Genomic DNA, 18,386 nt, shown 5'->3' with positions numbered 1-18,386 from the left:
ATGTGTCAGAGGCATAAGAAATTCGCGTATCGAATACCGACGATCATTCCATGACCGTCGGTATGAGCCGCCGCGCTCAGGCCGCCGGCCAGTCCGGCATTTCAATCCCGGCGGAAAATGATGCCGGCGAACCAGCCGGTCAGCAGCGCCAGGACGACGGTGCCGAGGCCGTAGAGCAGGGGGCGTGTGAAGGCGAGGTCGAACATGAACTGTTCGAAGCCCGTCTTGGAGACCACCACCGCCGACGTGTGCTGGGCGAGCGAGACGCCTTCCTGGAACAGGCCGACCTGGATGCGGAACTGGCCGACCGGCACGTTGGCCGGCAGCGGGATGGTGGCGCGAAACAGCGTCGGGCTCAGGAAGGTGACGGCGCCGGGCAGCTCCCGATAGAGCCCGGCATGCAGCTTGAGGCGCAGGAAGCCGGCGCGGAAGTCCGGATCGCCCGGCGCCGGATCGTCCGGGGAGCCGGTCGACCGTTCCGGCAGGATCAGGTGTTCCAGGCCGACCTGGAAGCGCCTCAGGGTCTCGGGCGGGCCGATCTGGTCGATCGTCCCGGTGGTCAGCGCCGCATAGAAGCTCGGCACGTCGACATAGGTGCGGCTGTCGCGGTTCACCCAGACGCCGAAGCCGCGCTGCTTGCGCCGCGTCACCACGGTTTCGCCCGGGCCGAAGACCTGCACGGCGATCTGGTATTCGGAGGCCCGCGAGACCGTCGCCCGGTCGCGTTCGATCGACCCGAAGACGGTGATGTCGGTACCCGAGAAGTTCGAGGCGATGTTGACCGTGCCGGTCGAGGTCGCCACCACCAGCGTCTCCGCGCGCGCCGCGGGGATGCAGGCCAGGATGGCGCCGGCGAGAACGATGGCGGCCTGCAGGGCTCTCACGGCGCCGCTCCGGAGACGAGGGGGGCCAGGGAGAACGGTTCCTGCGGGGTGATCACCAGATCGACGGCGAAGCGCACGCCGACCGCCAGGATGAGGAGCCCGAGCAAGGCGCGCAGCTGTTCGCCGCGCAGGCGCGATCCGACCTGGGCGCCGAACTGCGCGCCGATGACGCCGCCGACCATCAGGATCAGGGCCAGCACCGCGTCGACCGACTGGTTCGAATAGGCCTGCAGGACGGTGGCGACCGCCATGGTGCCGAGGATCTGGACCAGCGAGGTGCCGATCACGACCGTGGTCGGCACCTTCAAGAGATAGATCAGTGCCGGCACCATGATGAAGCCGCCGCCGATGCCGAGCAGCGTGCCGAGAAAGCCGATGAACACGCCGAGCGCCAGGATCGGGATGGCCGAGATGTAGAGGCGCGACCGCTGGAAGCGCACCTTGAAGGGCAGCCCGTGGATCCAGCTGTGCTGACGCAGCTTGCGCGGTTCCGGCGGCGTGGCGCCACGCTGGGCTAGCATGAAGCGGACGCTCTCGACCACCATCAGCATGCCGATGCCGCCCAGAAAGACGACGTAGCAGAGGCCGATGACGACATCGAGCTGGCCGATCGTGCGCAGCAGCCGGAACACCAGCACGCCGAAGACCGTGCCGACGACACCGCCGGCGAGCAGGAACAGGGCGAGCTTCCAGTCGATCGATTTGCGCCGCCAGTAGGCGAGCGCGCCGGAGGCCGAGGAGGCGACGATCTGGCTGGTCACGGTCGCAACCGCCACGGCCGGCTGGATGCCGGAGAAGACCAGGAGCGGGGTCAGCAGGAAGCCGCCCCCGACGCCGAACAGGCCGGACAGGAACCCGACCGCCGCGCCCATGCCGAAGATCATGAACATGTTCACGGGCAGTTCGGCGATCGGCAGGTAGAGCTGCACCCTCTCCTCCTCATTTCCGCCCGCACGTCCCGGGCAAGACGGCTTCGCCGGCGGGTTATGCCGGTCCGGCGCTGGCCGGCGCGGCCGCCGGCGCCGTCGCATTGGAGCATCACGCCATGAAAGTCTTGATATTCGATCACGTGCCCGGGCGGCGCGGCGAATTTTCGGCAAATCTGCGCGGAAAGAATGCGGTCCTGCCGAAACGGTGCGCAGAGGTCTCCGGCCTTCGCCGGATCGGCCGCGCCCTAGCCGGCCGCCTCGGCCCAGCGGCGCGCCTCGCTGCCAACGGCCTCGGCGATCGAGCCGAGCCGGTCGCGGCGGACCTGGCGGGCGAGACCGTCCAGGATCGAGCGCACGAGGTTCGGCCCCTCATAGACGAGGCCGGTATAGATCTGAACCAGATCGGCTCCGGCCGTGATCTTGGCGAAGGCGGTCTCGACGCTGTCGACCCCGCCGACGCCGACCAGCACCATGTCGGGACCGACCATGAGCCGCATGCGCGCCAGCATCGCGGTCGACCTGAGGAACAGCGGGCGGCCGGACAGGCCGCCGGTCTCGCGCGCGGCGGGCTCGACCAGATGCTCGCGCGACAGGGTCGTGTTGGAGACGATGATCCCGTCGACCTTCTTGTCGAGCGCCTCGGCGGCCACGTCCTCCAGGCCGTGGGCGTCGAGATCCGGGGCGATCTTGACCAGCACCGGCACCCGGCGGCCATGGCGCTCTGCGGCGGCGTCGCGCGCCGCCACGGTGCGGGCGAGCAGGTCGGCGAGCGCGGCACGGGCCTGCAGGTCGCGCAGGCCGACGGTGTTGGGCGACGAGATGTTGACGGTGAAATAGGACGCCAGGTCGGCGAAGGCCTCGATGCCGGCGACATAGTCGGCGGCGCGGTCGACCGTGTCCTTGTTGGCGCCGATATTGACGCCGACGATGCCGCCGCGCCCGCGCCGGTCGATGAGCCGGGCCCGGAGCGCCGCATGGCCCTGGTTGTTGAAGCCCAGCCGGTTGATCACGGCCCGGTCGCGCGGCAGGCGGAAGATGCGTGGCTTGGGATTGCCGGCCTGCGGCTGCGGCGTCACCGTGCCGACTTCGGCAAAGCCGAAGCCGATCTTCAGGATCGCGTCCGGCACCTCGCCGTTCTTGTCGAAGCCGGCGGCGATCCCGATCGGATTCGGGAAGGCGAGGCCGAGCCGGTTGACCGCAAGGCGCGGGTCGGCCGGCGCGCAGGCCGGCATCAGGCCGGTGGCCAGCGCCTTGATGGTCAGCCCGTGGGCGGTTTCGGCGTCGATCCGGAACAACGCCGGGCGCGCAAGGCCGTAGAGGGTCACCGGTCGAACTCCGGAAAGAGGTGGCGGCCGTCGGATCCGAGCGGCAGCGGCGCGGTCCAGGCGACGGCGGACAGCGGAAGGGGGCCGTAGAGATGGGGAAACAACTGGCCTCCGCGCGACGGTTCGTAGCGCAGGGCGGTGCCGAGAGAGGCCGGATCGACGGCGACCAGGATCAGATCGGCCTGTCCTGCAAAATGCCGGGCGGCGGTCTCCGCAACCTGAGCGCGCGTCGAGAAATGGATGTAGCCGTCGGCCAGATCGACCGGCGCGCCGTCGAACCGGCCGAGCGCTTCGGCGGCGGCCCACGCGCCCGCATTCGCAATCTTGAAGATTTTGTCGGACATACCGGAATCGTCCCATCCACGCGGGTATACGGATCCGACGGCGGGGACCGCCGTGCCGGTGTGCGGCCGCGGACTTTCCGTGTAGCGATGGGACTTCCGCGCCGCAAGGCTGGGGCGTCGGACGTAGTGCCACTCTCCCTTATCCACAGACGATATACAACCTATGCGTTTAAATCTGGACAAGACAATAATCCAGAAGTATTCGTTGGACGCAGACGAATTTTTCTCGTCGCAGGGCCAGATTCGATGACGCGCGAGCCGGTCCCCCCGATCACGCACGAACGTGTCTGGAACGCGATCGATGCTTTCGCGGCGCGCCAAGGTCTGACGCCGTCGGGTCTGGCGCGGCTGGCGGGGCTCGATCCGACCACCTTCAACCGTTCGAAGCGTCACGGCGGCGATGGCCGGCCGCGCTGGCCCTCCACCGAGTCGATCGCCAAGGTGCTGCAGGCCGTCGGCGCGCGCTTCGACGAATTCGTCGGGCTGGTCGAAGGCCGCGACGGGCCGGACTACCCCGTGCCGGCCCGCACGGTACCGTTCATCGACGCCCGCGAGGCCAGTGCGCCCGGCTTCTTCGATCCCGGGGGGCGGCCGACCGGGACGGGCTGGGATGCGGTCGCCTTTCCGGCGGCACCGGAAGACCCGCTCTTCGCGATCGAGGTCGCCGGCTCGGGCATGCAGCCGCTCTATCGCGACGGCGATGTCATCATCGTCCGCCCCGATATCGAAATCCGGCGCGGCGATCGCGTGCTGATCCAGACCCCGGACGGGACCCTGACCGCCCGCATCTTCCTGCGCCGCACCAAGCGATCGGTGGAGGTCGCGGCGCCGAATTCGCCGGGGTCCGAGCGGCTGGCCCTGACCGAGATCGCCTGGCTCGCCCGGATCGTGTGGGCCAGCCAATGAACCGGGTCGCCCGTCTCGCCCTGATCGGCGCGATCGCCGGCCTGATCCCGATCGGCGGGGCGACGCTCTATTTCGGCTTCGATCGCGGCGCCGTGCCGCCGCAGCCCGCGCTATCGCATTCCGGGACGGCCCCGGCGCCGGTCCGGGGCGATCCGCCGGCCACGCCCGTCACGCACGGCGCCGGGACCGGCACGGTCGCGGCCGGTCTCCCCGGCGGTCCGACCGGGCCGTCCGGACCGGCTGGGCCGTCCGGACCGGCTGGGCCGTCCGGACCGGCCGCCCCTTCCGTCACCGTCGCGCCGGAGGTCGCCGGCACGGCGGACCCGGCCGCGGTCGGGGCGCTTCGGCCATCCCCGCCGGCTCCCCTGGCGGCCAGTGTGCGGGGACCGGCGCCGGCCGCGCCGTCAGGGCCGGTCGACGTGCGCAACGTCACCCCGCCGGGCGTCACGCCGCCGCCGGCCGTGACCGGACCGCTGCAGCGCCTGCCGGCACGCGAACCGGTCAGAAAGCCGCTCGGCCCCCCGAAGCTGCGCGTCCTGCGGCCGATCCTGGTCGAATCCGCCGGCGTGATCCGGGCGGGCGACGTGCGCGTGCGCCTCGCCGGCATCGCGGCGCCGGGCGTGGAGGAGACCTGCCGGGATGCCGCCGGTCAGGACTGGCCCTGCGGCGCGCGCGCCGCGGTCGCGTTGCGCGCCTTCGTGCGCGGGCGCGGGCTGCAATGCACGGTGCCGGAGGGCGCGCGCGAGGGCGACTTCGTCTCCGCCTGCCGGCTCGGCGCGGACGATGTCGGCCGCTGGCTGGTGCGCCAGGGCTGGGCCAAGGCGGCCGGCGGCGATCTCGGCGCCGACGAGACGGAAGCCCGCCGCGCCGGCCTCGGGCTATGGGCCGTCGCCGCGCCGACGCCGGCCAATTGACCGGGTGCGGCGGGCCGGGGCCGTGGCGTCTTTGCGGCTCCGACCGTCAATCCTCGTCGGCCGGTGCAGCGTCGGCGGGGGCGGCCGAGCGCAGCATGGCTTCCAGCACCTCGATGCGGTCGGCCTCGGCGGGCGGTTTGTCCCAGCGGATGCGGCTGATGCGGGGAAAGCGCATGGCGACGCCGGACTTGTGCCGGGTCGACCGGCCGAGCCCCTCGAAGGCGACCTCCAGCACCAGCCCGACGGCGGCGTCGTGCTGCACCTCGCGCACGGGGCCGAAGCGGTTGATCGTGTGGCGGCGGACGAAACGGTCGAGTTCGGTCAGTTCCTGGTCGGTGAACCCGAAATAGGCCTTGCCGACCGGCACCAGTTCGGCGTCGGCGCCGCTGCCGCGCCAGACCCCGAAGGTGAAATCCGAATAGAAGGACGAGCGCTTGCCGTGGCCGCGCTGGGCATACATCAGCACCGCGTCGACCACGCGCGGGTCGCGCTTCCACTTGTACCAGAGGCCCTTCGGCCGGCCCGGCAGATAGGGGCTGTCGTGCCGCTTCAGCATGACGCCCTCGACCGCCTCGGCATCCGGCCCGGCGCCGGCGGCGGCCGGATCGGCCCGCGCCTCGGCCAGGGCCTCCCAGCTTGCGAAGGGGATCAGCGGCGAGAGGTCGAGCCGCGGATGGGCGGTGCGGGCGATGAAGCGTTCCAGCCGTTCGCGTCGGGCCGCGAAGGGCAGGGCGCGCAGGTCCTCGCCGGCCTCGACCAGCAGGTCGTAGGCGCGGATATGGGCCGGTTGCTCGGTCAGCATGCGCGCCGTCACGGTCTTCCGGTTCAGCCGCTGCTGCAGCACGTTGAAGCTCTGCACCCGGCCATCGACCAGCACCAGGAGTTCGCCGTCGATCGTCGCGTCGAAATCGAGCGCTTCGAGCAGGTCCGGGAAGGCGGCGCCGATATCCTCGCCGGTGCGGCTGTAGAGCCGGCGCCGGTGCCGGCGGGTCTCCAGCGACAGCCCGGCTGCGGCCTGGACGCGGATGCCGTCCCACTTCCATTCGGCCACGAAGGCGGCCGGGTCGAGCCGGTCGAAATCGCCGTCCTCGACCGCATGCGCCAGCATGGGCGGCCGGAACGGCGCCGGATCGTCGCTTTCCGGCCGCGGCCCGCGGCCCTCGACCCAGGCGAAGAGATCGAGATAGGGCACCGCCAGCCCGTGCCAGACATGCTCGACCTCGTCCGGCTCGATCGCGCCGAGCTGGGCGACCGCCGTCTTGGCGAGCCGTGCCGAGACGCCGACGCGCAGGCCCCCGGTGATCAGCTTCAGGCAGGCCCAGCGGCCGGCCTCGTCGAGCGCGTCGAGCCAGCGCGCCAGGATCGCCGGCAGGTCGCGCTTTGCGGTCTCCGCCAGCGTCTCGACCACCTCGGCGAGGCTCGGCACCGCGTTCGGCCGGATTTCGGGCGCCGGCCACATCAGCGCGACGGTCTCGGAGAGATCGCCGACGAAATCGTAGGAGAGGCCGAACAGGACCGGGTCGGTACGCTCCGCGATCAGGGCCCTGACGAGCCCGGGCTTGGCCTCGGCAAAGCCGAGCGATCCGGTCAGCGCGGCCAGCGCATAACCGCGCTCGGGATCCGGCACATGGCGGAAATAATCCGCCATCAGGGCGATCTTGGCATTGCGCCGCGGCTCGTAGGCGAGCCGGTCGAGCAGCTGGGCAAAGCGGTTCATGCGTACCTAAAATGGCGAGTAAGGGGTAATCTCCATTTTATCCAATCAGCATTTCTTTCTTCACTAATCAGGAATCTATCAATCTGAGTTATACTAATCTCATTTATCATTCTAATTAAATTAATATCGCTAATCATTTGTGCTCTCCGAATACCTCTTGACGAGTGCGATGCAATAAATAGAATTCTTGGTGAAATTGGCAGAAGCCATGAGGATTTTTTGCTTTCATATCCATTGAATGCAATTAGTGGATTGTCTGAAATTGCAAGACTCTCTTCAATGTCCTTGAATTCACGAAAACACCATGATGAATTTGACAAACTCATTATAACTTCAATTGGTGTTGATATGCGTTGAATCATGGCAATTGATCTATCTTCCAGATTTACTCCCTTCCGTCTAATCAATTCCGAAGGTTTATCTTGAATGTTCATTTCCTCTAAAGTATCGATTAATTCCATATTGGAATCAAGTTCTTCAAGAATGAGTTCTGGCACGGCGTTTCGCAGGGTGGCGGCAATATTTGGCCGTCGACCTTTCAAGGAGAGCACGAAGGAAGCAAACATAATCTTTTCATCTTTATCTAATGTTTGCCCGTGCTTTACTTTATCGATGATACTTCCCGCTTTGCTATCAATTTTTTGGAAGAATTCACTTTCAATGGCATTGACTCCAAGTTCATGTTTTGAAAGTGGATACAATCCTCGTTCACAACAGAACCCTTTTGCTCCTTTTTTCTTGCAATAGACACCGTTTGTACGGCTATTCCACCAATAACCGCTGATGTGACCCGTCGATTCATCCTCAATCCAATTCTCTAAAAGAAACTTTGGAACATAATGATGGACTTGTGAAGTACTTGACTGATTCATTGTTTTCTCGCAATTATATTAGTGATCTTCAGAAATTTTGACACTTTCATCTAAATTGTCGCCCTCGTCGCCATAGCCGAGCAGGTTGAGCGGCCGGGCGTCGAGGCCGCGCAGGCGGCACCAGTGGACCAGGGCTTCCTCGGCACCGTGGGTGACCCAGACCTCGCCGGCGCCGGTCTCCTCGATGGTCGCGGTCAGGTCGTCCCAGTCGGCATGGTCGGAGACGATCAGCGGCAGTTCGACGCCGCGCTGGCGGGCGCGTGCCCTGACCCGCATCCAGCCGGACGCGAAGGCCGTGACCGGATCGCCGAGCCGGCGCGACCAGAGGTCGGCCATCGAGCCGGGCGGGCAGAGCACGATCCGGCCGGCCAGATCCTTCGGCTTCAGCCCGCGCACCGGATCGAGCGGACCGAGTTCGATGCCGCGGCTCTCGTAGAACTGGCACAGCCGCTCCAGCGCGCCGTGCAGGAAGATGGTGTCGTCGTAGCCGGCCTCGCGCAGCAGCGCGATCATGCGCTGCGCCTTGCCGAGCGCATAGGCGCCGACCAGATGCGGCCGGTCGGGGAAGAGGGCGAGCGAGCCGATCAGCTTGGCCGCCTCGCCGCGTGCGTCCGGGTGGCGGAAGACCGGCAGCCCGAAGGTCGCCTCGGTCACGAAGACATCGCAGGCGACGGTCTCGAAGGGGCTGCAGGTCGGGTCGAGCTGGCGCTTGTAGTCGCCGGAGACGACGATCCGGCAGCCGCCGGCTTCGAGCGCGATCTGGGCGGAGCCGAGCACATGGCCGGCCGGGTGGAAGGTGACGCGGATGTCGCCGATCCGGCTCGGCCGGCCGAGCCCGGCGGCCTCGGTCGCCCCCGCGAAATCCTCGCCGTAGCGCACCGACATGATGGCCAGCGTCTCCGGCGTCGCCAGCACGGCGCCGTGGCCGGACCGGGCATGGTCGGAATGGCCATGGGTGATCAGCGCCCGGTCGACGGGGCGGACCGGGTCGATGTGAAAGCCACCGCGCGGACAGTAGAGCCCGGCGGGGGTGAGGGTCAGGAGATCGGCGGCGACGGGCATCGGTCACGAATGTAGGGTGGCGCTTCGGCCGCGTCAGCATCGCGCTGCGGCTTTCCTCGGTGCCGAGGCCGGTCTATCAGGAAGCCCCACCGGAACGCGCCATGCAGACCACCTTCCTCTCCTCCGGCGACCTGATCGCCGACCGCCGCTACGACTATGCCGAGGCGCTGGCCGAGGCCGGCGATGCCGCGGCCGCCGCCGATCTCTACGCGCAGGCGCTGGAGATCGCACCGCACTGGGTCGCAGCCTGGTTCGCGCTCGGCCGCGCCCGCGCCGATGCCGGCGACCGCGACGGCGCTGCGGCGGCCTTCGCCCGGGCGGCCGAACTCGATCCCGAGGACCGGCTCGGCGCCGCGCTCCATGCCGCCCGGCTGGCCGGTACCAGCCCCGCCGCGCCGCCGGCCGGCTATGTCCGCGCCCTGTTCGACGGCTATGCCGAGGATTTCGACGCGGCGCTCGTCGGCCGCCTCGGCTATCGCGCCCCGGTGGCCATCGCGGCGGCGCTGGAGGCCGTCGCGCCGGGCCGCCGCCACGCCGCCGCGCTCGATCTCGGCTGCGGCACCGGTCTGATGGCCGAGGCCGTCCGCGACCGGGTCGACCGGATCGACGGGGTCGATCTCTCCGAGCGCATGGTCGCGCGCGCCCGGGCGAAGGGGCTCTATGCCGATCTGGCGGTCGGCGACGTGGTCGAGGCCCTGGCGGCGCGCGCGCCGGGCGCGCTCGATCTCGTGCTGGCGGCCGATGTCTTCTGCTATCTCGGCGACCTGAACCCGGTGCTGGCCGCGGCCGCCCGCGCGATGGCGCCGGGCGGATTGCTCGCCTTCACGGTCGAATGGGACGAAGCCGCGGGCGGCGATCCGGGCTACCGGCTGCGCGACAGCCTGCGCTACGGCCACGGCCGCGACCATGTCGTCGCCGGCGCCGCCGCGGCCGGTCTCGTGCCGGTCACGCTGGAGGCCGTCGACCTGCGCCGCGACCGCGGCGAGACGATCCGCGGGTTGCTGGCCGTCCTGGCGCGCTGATCGCGTGGGTCACGCCGGCGCGAAATTCGAGCGGATGCGCAGGGCCGGCATGGTTTCGGTGGCGGCGGCGATGTGGATCCGGTCCCGGCCGGCGCGCTTGGCGTGGTAGAGCGCGATGTCGGCACGCCGCATGGTCGCCTCCAGCGTGTCGCCCGCCTGGTGTTCGGCGCCGCCGAGGCTGATCGTGATGGCGAGGTCGTGGCCCGCCACCGCGCGGCCCTGGTCGCGCATCGCCCGGCACAAGGCATCGGCGGTCGCGGCCGCCTCGGCCTCGCGTCGCCCCGGCAGGAAGATGCCGAACTCCTCGCCGCCGAGACGCCCGATCAGCGCATCGACCGGCGCGGTCCGGCGCAGCACCTCGGCGATCCGCTTCAGCGCCTCGTCGCCGACCGTATGGCCGTGGGTGTCGTTGATCGTCTTGAAATGGTCGGCGTCGATCATCAGGAAACAGCCGCCGCGCGGCAGCGCCTCGCGCACCTGGTCGAGCAGGACGGCGCGCGTCAGGACGCCGGTCAGCGTGTCGAGCCGCACATAGGCATCGACGCGCTCGATCGTCTGGGTCAGCAGGCGCACGATCGACATGGCGAACCAGCTGACCGGGGGCGCGATGGCAAGCGGGATCAGCACGGCCGCCGGCATGAACACCAGCGCCATGCGCAGGGAGCCGGTCACCATCCAGACCGACAGCACCACCGCGGAGGTTGCGGCGACGACACAGACCAGCGTGATGCCGACGACGCCGCGCCAAACCTCGCGCTGGGTCCTGACCAGGAAGATCGTGTTCATGCCGCGCATGAGACTTGATGCCCATAAAGGTCCTGCCGCTCCGTAAAGCGGGCTGTCAGCCGATGCAAATGTTCGAACTCATGATTGTCAAATGATGAGTCACGGCCTTGTGAATGAACCATTGACGCCCTTCGCGACTTGTCCTGGCAGCGATGCGGCCGACCAACCGTCTTCCGGGTGCGACGGCCGCGCCAAACTGGAGAAGCGAACATGAAGAAGATCGCAGCAGCGGCCGTTCTGGCAGCCCTGGCTTCGACCCTCGCGGTGTCCTCGGCCGACGCCCGTCCGTGGTACCGGCATGGCGGCGTCTGGGCCGGGGCGGCGGCCGGCGTGGTGGTCGGCGGCGCGCTGGCGGCGGGGGCCTACGGACCCTACGGCTACTATCAGCCGGGCTACTACTATGCGCCGCCGGGCCCCGGCTACGTGCAGGCGCCCCGTCAGCGCAATCATTCCGGCAACTGCACCCGCAGCGTGCGCCAGGACATGTATGGCCAGCCCTTCGAGTGGTGGGACTGCAACTGATCGAAAGCCTCGGCCTGCGGCCGGATCATTTCGTCCCGGGCAGGGTTTTCCCTGCCCGGGCAAACCTCGTTGAGCACCGCCGATCGTCTCCGACCGTCGCGGCGTCAGCCGCGTGCTCCCCGGTCTCTGAGCTCCGCCGTCCCTGAGCCTCGGTCCCCAAATCCCCGTCCTTGAGCCCCCGGTCAGCGTGAGCGGTCGCATCCCCGGACAAGGCCCGTGAGGGCCGCCGATCCGGGGCCCACTCTGATCTCTGCGGCGTCAAGACCATCCATTAAAACAGGTCCGAGCGGACTGTTGCCAGCAGAGTAGGTCCGGCTCTCCGCTGTCGCTCCGGCCGGGAATGCGCTGAGGGATCATGCCGCCCCCGGGCGGGGTTTTCCCTGTCCGGGCAGAGCCTGTTGCGCACGGTCGGTCGGCTCCGACCGTCGCGGCGTCGGCCCCGCGTGCTCCCCGGTCTCTGAGTCCCCCGTCCCTGAGCCTCCGTCCCCGAATCCCCGTCCCTGAGCCCCCGGTCAGCGTGAGCGGTCGCATCCCCGGACAAGGCCCGTGAGGGCCGCCGATCCGGGGCCCACTCGCATCGAAGCGGGCCTCAGGATCACCAGTCAATTCAAAGCCTTGCGGCACATCGCCAGCAGAGTAGGTCCCGGCTCTCCGCTGGCGCTCCGGCCGGGAATGCGCCCCAACGAGGCACCGTTCCAGCGGGCGCGGGGCAGTGCCGATTCGGGAGTGGGCAGTGGAAGGTCCGATGTTGGAGCCCCTGCCGCAATCTCCCAGCGCATCCCCGGACAAGGCCCGTGAGGGCCGCCGATCCGGGGCCCACTCGCATCGCAGCGGGCGTCGGGATCGCCATTTATATCAAAGTCTTGCGACAGGTTGCCAGCAGAGTGGGTCCCGGCCCTCCGCTGCGCTCCGGCCGGGAATGCGGTGCGGGATGGTGCAAAAAGCCGGCTCTCCGCTGGCGCTACGGCCGGGAATGCGCCCCTACGGGGCACCGTTCCAGCGGGCGCGGGGCAGTGCGGATTCGGGAGTGGGCAGTGGTAGTGGGCAGTGGAAGGTCCGATGTTGGAGCCCCTGCCGCAATCTCCCAGCGCATCCCCGGACAAGGCCCGTGAGGGCCGCCGATCCGGGGCCCACTCTCATCGCAGTGGGCGTCGGGATCGCCATTTATATCAAAGTCTTGCGACAGGTTGCCATCAGAGTAGGTCCCGGCTCTCCGCTGCGCTCCGGCCGGGAATGCGGTGCGGGATGGTGCAAAAAAGCCGGCTCTGCGCTGGCGCTCCGGCCGGGAATGCGCCCCTACGGGACACCGTTCCAGCGGGTGCGGGGCAGTGCGGATTCGGGAGTGGGCAGTGGAAGGTCCGATGTTGGAGCCCCTGCCGCAATCTCCCCGCGCATCCCCGGACAAGGCCCGTGAGGGCCGCCGATCCGGGGCCCACTCTCATCGCAGCGGGCGTCGAGATCGCCATTTATATCAAAGTCTTGCGATAGGTTGCCAGCAGAGTAGGTCCGGCTCTCCGCTGCGCTGCGGCCGGGAATGCGTTGAGGGATCATGCCGTCCCGGGCGGGGTATTCCCTGCCCGGACAAAGCCTGTTACGCACGGTCGGTCGCCCCAGACCGTCGCGGCGTCAGCCCGGTGTCCCCCGTCCCCGAATCCCCGTCCCTGAGCCCCCCGTCGGCGTGAGCGGTCGCCTCCCCGGACAAGGCCCGTGAGGGCCGCCGATCCGGGGCCCACTCGCATCGAAGCGGGCCTCAGGATCACCAGTCAATTCAAAACCTTGCGGCACATCGCCAGCAGAGTGGGTCCCGGATCTCCGCTGCGCTTCGGCCGGGAATGCGGTGCGGGATGGTGCAAAAAGCCGCAACGCTCCGGGACCCGCCCGCGAGGCGGGAGCGTCCCGAGAGGTGGTGGAGGAATGACGGCTCGCCCTTCCGCTCGGGCGGGGCGGGCGCTACCTCTCATGTCGTGAGCGACCCGTCCGATCTAGACGATCCCGACCCCCTGCTGCCGCCCCGCTTCGCCGCCTGGTTCGCGGCGCGCGGCTGGACGGCGCGGCCGCACCAGCTCGACCTGATCGCCCGCGCGCGGGCCGACCGGCCCGTTTTGCTGGTCGCCCCGACCGGCGCCGGCAAGACGCTGGCCGGCTTCCTGCCGAGCCTGATCGATCTCGCCGGCACGCCGCGCGCTGCCCGGTTGACCGCCCGCGGCCGCACCGTCGGCCGGCGCGGCATCCACACGCTCTATGTCTCGCCCCTGAAGGCGCTCGCCGTCGACGTGGCGCGCAATGTCGAGCACCCGATCGCCGAGATGGGCCTGGACGTGACGGTCGAGACCCGCACGGGCGACACCCCCGCCCACAAGCGCCAGCGCCAGAAATCCGATCCGCCCGACATCCTGATGACCACACCCGAGCAGATCGCCCTGCTGGTCGCCGCGCGCGAGGCGGAGGACCTGTTCGGCGGCCTGACGACGGTGATCTTCGACGAACTGCATGCCCTGGTCACGTCGAAGCGCGGCGACCTCTTGGCGCTCGGCCTCGCCCGGTTGCGCCAGCTGGCGCCGGGCCTGCGCACGGTCGGCCTGTCGGCGACGGTCGCCAATCCGGACGAACTGGCCGCCTGGCTGGTCGCCCAGGACGGCGCCACCCCGCCGGCCGACATCGTGCGGCTCGAGGGCGGCGCCAAGCCCGACATCCGCATCCTGGAATCCGCCGAACGCATCCCCTGGGCCGGCCATTCGGCGCGCTACGCCATGGGCGAGATCTATGCGGCGATCAAATCGGCCAAGACCACGCTGATCTTCGTCAACACGCGCAGCCAGGCCGAGATGGTGTTTCAGGAGCTCTGGACTATCAACGAGGACACGCTCCGGATCGCGCTGCATCACGGCTCGCTCGATGTCGCGCAGCGGCGCCGGGTCGAGGCCGCGATGGCGGCCGGCACGCTCGACGCCGTGGTGGCGACCTCGACGCTCGATCTCGGCATCGACTGGGGCGATGTCGATCTGGTCATCCATGTCGGCGCCCCGAAGGGCGCGAGCCGGCTTGCCCAGCGCATCGGCCGCGCCAACCACCGGCTCGACGAGCCGAGCCGCGCGCTGCTGGTGCCCGCCAACCGCTTCGAGGTGCTGGAGTGTCGCGCCGCGCTCGACGCCAACTATCTCGGCGACCAGGACACCCCGCCGATCCGCCCCGGCGCGCTCGACGTGCTCGCCCAGCATGTCCTCGGCATGGCGGTCGCCGCCCCCTTTGCCGACGACGATCTGCATGCGGAGATCACATCCGCCTATCCGTACCGCGCGCTCGATCGCGCCACCTTCGACCGGGTCGTCGACTATGTCGCGACCGGCGGCTACGCGCTCAAGGTCTACGAGCGCTATGCCAAGATCCGGCGGCGCAAGGACGGGCTCTGGCGGGTCGCCTCGCCCGACATCGCGCAGGGCTGGCGGCTCAATGTCGGCACCATCGTCGAGATGCCGATGCTGAAGGTGCGGCTGGTCTCGAAGGTCTCGGGCGGCACGCCGGCGCGCGGCGGGCGGGTGCTCGGCGAGATGGAGGAGTTCTTCTTCGAGACCCTCGCCAAGGGTGACACTTTCCTGTTCGGCGGCGAGGTGCTGCGCTTCGAGACGATCCGCGAGAACGAGGCGCTGGTCACGCGCACCCGCGACGAGAGTCCGCGCATCCCGGCCTATGCGGGCGGCAAGTTTCCGCTCTCCACCTATCTGGCCGACCAGGTGCGCCGCATGCTCGCCGATCCGGACGCCTGGGGCCGCCTGCCCGGACAGGTCGCCGACTGGCTGGCGATCCAGAGGCTCCGTTCCGTGCTGCCGAAGCGCGACGAACTGCTGGTCGAGACCTTTCCGCGCGGCGGCCGGCACTACATGGTCGCCTATCCGTTCGAGGGCCGGCTCGCCCACCAGACCCTCGGCATGCTGCTGACGCGGCGCCTGGAGCGCTTCCGCGCCCGTCCGATCGGCTTCGTGGCGACCGACTACGCGCTCGGCATCTGGGCGGTCGAGGATCTCGGCCGGCTGTTCGCGGACGGGCAGCCGTCGCTCGGCACGCTGTTCGACGAGGACATGCTCGGCGACGATCTCGAAGCCTGGATGGCCGACAGCTATCTCCTGAAGCGCACCTTCCGTACCAATGCGGTCATTGCCGGCCTGGTCGAGCGGCGCCATCCCGGCAAGGAGAAGAGCGGCCGCCAGGTCACCGTCTCGACCGACCTGGTTTACGACGTGCTGCGCAGCCACGAGCCGGACCACATCCTGCTGCGCGCCACCTGGGCCGACGCCTCCGCCGGCCTGATCGACCTCGGCCGCGTCGGCGCGATGCTGGCCCGCATCAAGGGGCATACGGTCCTGAAGCGGCTCGACCGCATCTCCCCGCTGGCCGTGCCGATCATGCTGGAGATCGGCAAGGAGCGCGTCCCCGGCGAGGCCGACGAGACCCTGCTGCGCGAGGCCGCCGACGCCATCGTGGCCGAGGCGATGGAGACGGCGTGAACCCGGCGGTCGCTACGGCCTCAATTCGAGGAGGGCCGGCCCGGACACCGGATCGGTGACGCCGAGACCGTCGCCGAGATCCTCGAGCGTATGCCGGAAGCTGTTCAGAAGGCCGATCATGGTGGGACGCGCCGCGGCCAAGCTGTCCAGATCGTCCCATTCCCCGATCACGCAGAACGTGGCCGGGCCGGTCGAGATCAGTGAAAATCGCCGGAAGCCTTTGACATCCATCGACGCATTCGTATGGGCATCAATAAATTCGCGTTCCATTCCGGGCTTTGTCTTGAAGCGTACGACGTTGAAGGCCGTCATGCCATCCTCCCGTCATGCAGACAATTGCATATCATAGAGTGAATATTCGGTCGATGAAAGGCCGGATACGGACCTCAACGCTGGTGGCCTTGCCGTGAGGCACGCCCGGCCGGTGAAGCGGCAGCGGCCGTCCGCTTGGCGGCCGATTGCGCAGCCGGGCGCCAAAAAGAAAAGGCCCGGCGCGGGGCCGGGCCTGAAGGTGGACTTGGGGAGGAAGGGGAGGGGAGCAAGTACAGGGGAAGCGGGGTCGTCGGTGCGTGACCGCAGGTCGCTCAGTTGCAGACCTTGGTCTTGTAGGGGTTGCCCCAGGAGTCGTAGGCCCAGACCTTGTAGCAGTTCGGGGCATAGACCGGGGCCGCATAGACCGGGGCCGGGGCGTAGTAGCCGGGGGCGTAGTAGCCCGGCGCATAGGCCTGCGAGGCCAGCGCACCGCCGATGATGGCGCCGCCGACGAGGCCGGCCACGAAGGCGCCTCCCTTGGCTTCGGCCTGCGAGGCGGTGGAAACGGAGGCGCCGGCAACGAGGGCGACGGCGAGGGTGGCGGCAGCGATCTTGGCGAACATGGCGGGCTCCGTGAAGTCGAAATTCAGTCTGGGCTCTCAGGGGGTGGGGCGGGTCAGGCCCCGTCGTTCGATGATTTGAGACTAGACCCCCGCCCATGCACCCGACCCGAACGCCCGGTTCAGAAACCGTTCAGGTGTCAGGCCGCCGATCACGAGACCGTGAGCGGAGCGCCCGAGCGATCCGAAGGACGCCATCCCTCAGCGGATTTCCCCCCGCCATCCCCCTCGAAACCGCAATCCCGGACAAGGCCCGAAGGGCCGCCGATCCGGGACCTACTCGCCCTGCAGCGGCGTCAAGATCGCGAGGAAAATCGGAGCATTGCGGCAGGTCGGGAGGCGAGTAGGCCCCGGCTCTCCGCTGGCGCTGCGGCCGGGGATGCGATGAGAGATGTGTTTCCATTCCGCGTAATCTGGGTGCTGGGTGGATGCGCGGCGAGATGTGCACCCATCCTGCACGTTCTCACGGATGCGCCGAGAGATTTCTCACCGCTCCGCGACATCCGGGTGATGCATCGCGGCACCCCGCGGCCGCCTCGTGGCATTTCACCCCGGCCATCCCCCCGAAACCGCAATCCCGGACAAGGCCCGAAGGGCCGCCGATCCGGGACCTACTCGCCCCGCAGCGGCGTCAAGATTGCGGGCGAAGTCAGAGCATTGCGGCAAGTGGAAACGAGAGTAGGCCCCGGCTCTCCGCTGGCGCTACGGCCGGGGATACGTTGGGAGATCTGTTTCCATCCCGCGACATCTGGGCGGATGCGTCGAGAGATGTGCCATCCTCCCGCAGTATTCCAGGGATATCTCGGAAGCGATACAACCCTCCCACGGCCTCCCGTCCCTCGCAACACTCCCCGAAACCGCAATCCCGGACAAGGCCCGAAGGGCCGCCGATCCGGGACCCAATCGGCCCACGGCGGCGTCAAAATCGCGAGCAAATTCTGAGTATTGCGGCAAGTGGAAACGAGAGTAGGCCCCGGCTCTCCGCTCGCGCTCCGGCCGGGGATCCGATGAGAGATCTGTTTCCAGCCTGCGGCATCTGAGGGGGGGCCGCGAGATGGCACCCATCCTGCACCCTCTCAGGGATGCCTCGACCGATCTGCGGCCGTTTCGCGACGGGCCGCCCAACGCCCCCCCGAAACCGCAATCCCCGACGACCCGCTCCCGCCCTCAGAGCCGGCGGTAGCGGACGCGGGCGCTGTGTTCGATCGCGGCAGCGGCGAGCGTGGGGACTTCGAGCGCATCGCGCAGCATTTCCAGGAGGTGCAGCTCTTCCTGGCGGGCGACCACGTCGGCGGCGGCGACCTCGACGGCGAGCGCATAGGCGGTCTCGTAGAGCCGGGCTGGCAGCGCCGCCTTGGCCATCTCGATGATCACGTCGAGCCCGTTCTCCTCGGCCAGGGTGCGCGCGGTGGATTCGGCGATCGGCACCAGGCGGGCGATGTCGAAGCCGGCGAAGACGGGCAGGCGATCGACCAGCATGCGGATGGCGGTCAGTTCGACATGCGCCATGTCGCGATCGGCGACGCATGTCGTCATCATCACATGGACGAGGGCTTCCTGGATGGTCGGCTGGTCTGTCATCATGTCCTCTCGGGCGCCGAGGGTCCGGCGGCGGCCGGAAGCTAGGTCCGGCGGCGCCGAGCCGCAAGGGCCGGCGTGATTGACGTGTCCGGAGGCCGACCTTAGTGTCGCGCGCGTCTCGGGGGCGGGTCTTCGCCGCCGAAACGGC

At 68.7% G+C, this 18,386-nt stretch carries 16 protein-coding genes; 5 read left to right on the top strand and 11 right to left on the bottom strand.

Going from position 1 to position 18,386, the window contains the following annotated elements; all coding sequences use genetic code 11:
- Positions 1-101: 101 nt before the first annotated feature.
- From ABB55_RS09790 to ABB55_RS30865, 4 genes are all read right to left on the bottom strand, one after another.
- A complete protein-coding gene (locus ABB55_RS09790) occupies positions 102-884 on the bottom strand; it encodes a TIGR02186 family protein (RefSeq protein WP_054358643.1) in 783 nt (260 codons plus the stop codon).
- Positions 881-1,813 (bottom strand): sulfite exporter TauE/SafE family protein, encoded by a 933-nt coding sequence (locus ABB55_RS09785; RefSeq protein ID WP_054358642.1) that lies wholly within the window; start codon positions 1,811-1,813, stop codon positions 881-883. Before ABB55_RS09785 ends, ABB55_RS09790 begins: the two co-directional genes overlap by 4 nt.
- Before the next feature lie 245 nt (positions 1,814-2,058).
- Positions 2,059-3,138 (bottom strand): quinone-dependent dihydroorotate dehydrogenase, encoded by a 1,080-nt coding sequence (locus tag ABB55_RS09780; protein ID WP_054358641.1) that lies wholly within the window; start codon positions 3,136-3,138, stop codon positions 2,059-2,061.
- A complete protein-coding gene (locus ABB55_RS30865) occupies positions 3,135-3,482 on the bottom strand; it encodes a DUF952 domain-containing protein (RefSeq protein ID WP_054358640.1) in 348 nt (115 codons plus the stop codon). The genes ABB55_RS09780 and ABB55_RS30865 overlap by 4 nt, the downstream gene beginning before the upstream one ends.
- Positions 3,483-3,728: 246 nt before the next feature.
- On the opposite strand from ABB55_RS30865, the gene ABB55_RS09770 reads away from it, so the two are divergent.
- The gene (locus tag ABB55_RS09770) at positions 3,729-4,388 is read left to right on the top strand and encodes a S24 family peptidase (protein WP_054358639.1); all 660 of its coding nucleotides are present in this window, start codon (positions 3,729-3,731) and stop codon (positions 4,386-4,388) included.
- On the top strand, positions 4,385-5,302 hold the full coding sequence (locus ABB55_RS09765; RefSeq protein WP_054358638.1) for a thermonuclease family protein: 918 nt from the start codon (positions 4,385-4,387) through the stop codon (positions 5,300-5,302). The genes ABB55_RS09770 and ABB55_RS09765 overlap by 4 nt, the downstream gene beginning before the upstream one ends.
- A gap of 46 nt (positions 5,303-5,348) precedes the next feature.
- Here ABB55_RS09765 and ABB55_RS09760 read toward each other — a convergent pair whose 3' ends face one another.
- The 3 genes from ABB55_RS09760 to ABB55_RS09755 are packed head-to-tail and all read right to left on the bottom strand — an operon-like array spanning position 5,349 to position 8,953.
- The gene (locus tag ABB55_RS09760) at positions 5,349-7,019 is read right to left on the bottom strand and encodes a cisplatin damage response ATP-dependent DNA ligase (RefSeq protein ID WP_054358637.1); all 1,671 of its coding nucleotides are present in this window, start codon (positions 7,017-7,019) and stop codon (positions 5,349-5,351) included.
- Positions 7,016-7,891 (bottom strand): DUF4238 domain-containing protein, encoded by an 876-nt coding sequence (locus tag ABB55_RS28855; RefSeq protein WP_083463503.1) that lies wholly within the window; start codon positions 7,889-7,891, stop codon positions 7,016-7,018. Before ABB55_RS28855 ends, ABB55_RS09760 begins: the two co-directional genes overlap by 4 nt.
- An 18-nt stretch (positions 7,892-7,909) precedes the next feature.
- Positions 7,910-8,953, bottom strand: a complete 1,044-nt coding sequence (locus ABB55_RS09755) for a ligase-associated DNA damage response exonuclease (RefSeq protein WP_054358636.1) — start codon at positions 8,951-8,953, stop codon at positions 7,910-7,912.
- Between the two features lie 101 nt (positions 8,954-9,054).
- On the opposite strand from ABB55_RS09755, the gene ABB55_RS09750 reads away from it, so the two are divergent.
- On the top strand, positions 9,055-9,975 hold the full coding sequence (locus ABB55_RS09750; protein ID WP_054358635.1) for a class I SAM-dependent DNA methyltransferase: 921 nt from the start codon (positions 9,055-9,057) through the stop codon (positions 9,973-9,975).
- 9 nt (positions 9,976-9,984) lie between these two features.
- On the opposite strand, the gene ABB55_RS09745 is transcribed toward ABB55_RS09750, so the two are convergent.
- Complete coding sequence (locus ABB55_RS09745) at positions 9,985-10,761, bottom strand: GGDEF domain-containing protein (RefSeq protein ID WP_160321202.1); 777 nt, start codon at positions 10,759-10,761, stop codon at positions 9,985-9,987.
- A gap of 210 nt (positions 10,762-10,971) precedes the next feature.
- Here ABB55_RS09745 and ABB55_RS09740 point away from each other — a divergent pair, with 210 nt between their 5' ends.
- Positions 10,972-11,283 carry a hypothetical protein gene (locus ABB55_RS09740; protein ID WP_054358633.1) on the top strand — a complete coding sequence of 104 codons (312 nt, stop codon included), beginning with the start codon at positions 10,972-10,974 and terminating at the stop codon, positions 11,281-11,283.
- Positions 11,284-13,247: 1,964 nt separating this feature from the next.
- Positions 13,248-15,785 (top strand): ligase-associated DNA damage response DEXH box helicase, encoded by a 2,538-nt coding sequence (locus tag ABB55_RS09735; protein ID WP_054358632.1) that lies wholly within the window; start codon positions 13,248-13,250, stop codon positions 15,783-15,785.
- Positions 15,786-15,797: 12 nt separating this feature from the next.
- On the opposite strand, the gene ABB55_RS09730 is transcribed toward ABB55_RS09735, so the two are convergent.
- From ABB55_RS09730 to ABB55_RS09720, 3 genes are all read right to left on the bottom strand, one after another.
- Positions 15,798-16,097, bottom strand: coding sequence for an antibiotic biosynthesis monooxygenase family protein (locus tag ABB55_RS09730; RefSeq protein WP_054358631.1), 300 nt, complete (start codon positions 16,095-16,097; stop codon positions 15,798-15,800).
- A gap of 272 nt (positions 16,098-16,369) precedes the next feature.
- The gene (locus ABB55_RS09725) at positions 16,370-16,660 is read right to left on the bottom strand and encodes a hypothetical protein (protein ID WP_054358630.1); all 291 of its coding nucleotides are present in this window, start codon (positions 16,658-16,660) and stop codon (positions 16,370-16,372) included.
- 1,164 nt (positions 16,661-17,824) lie between these two features.
- Positions 17,825-18,241, bottom strand: coding sequence for a tellurite resistance TerB family protein (locus ABB55_RS09720; protein ID WP_420848226.1), 417 nt, complete (start codon positions 18,239-18,241; stop codon positions 17,825-17,827).
- Between the last annotated feature and the right edge of the window lie 145 nt (positions 18,242-18,386).

Origin of the sequence: Prosthecodimorpha hirschii (assembly GCF_001305515.1) — a bacterium.
Taxonomy (GTDB): Bacteria; Pseudomonadota; Alphaproteobacteria; order Rhizobiales; family Ancalomicrobiaceae; genus Prosthecodimorpha; species Prosthecodimorpha hirschii.
This window is presented reverse-complemented; position numbering and strand designations above follow the sequence as displayed.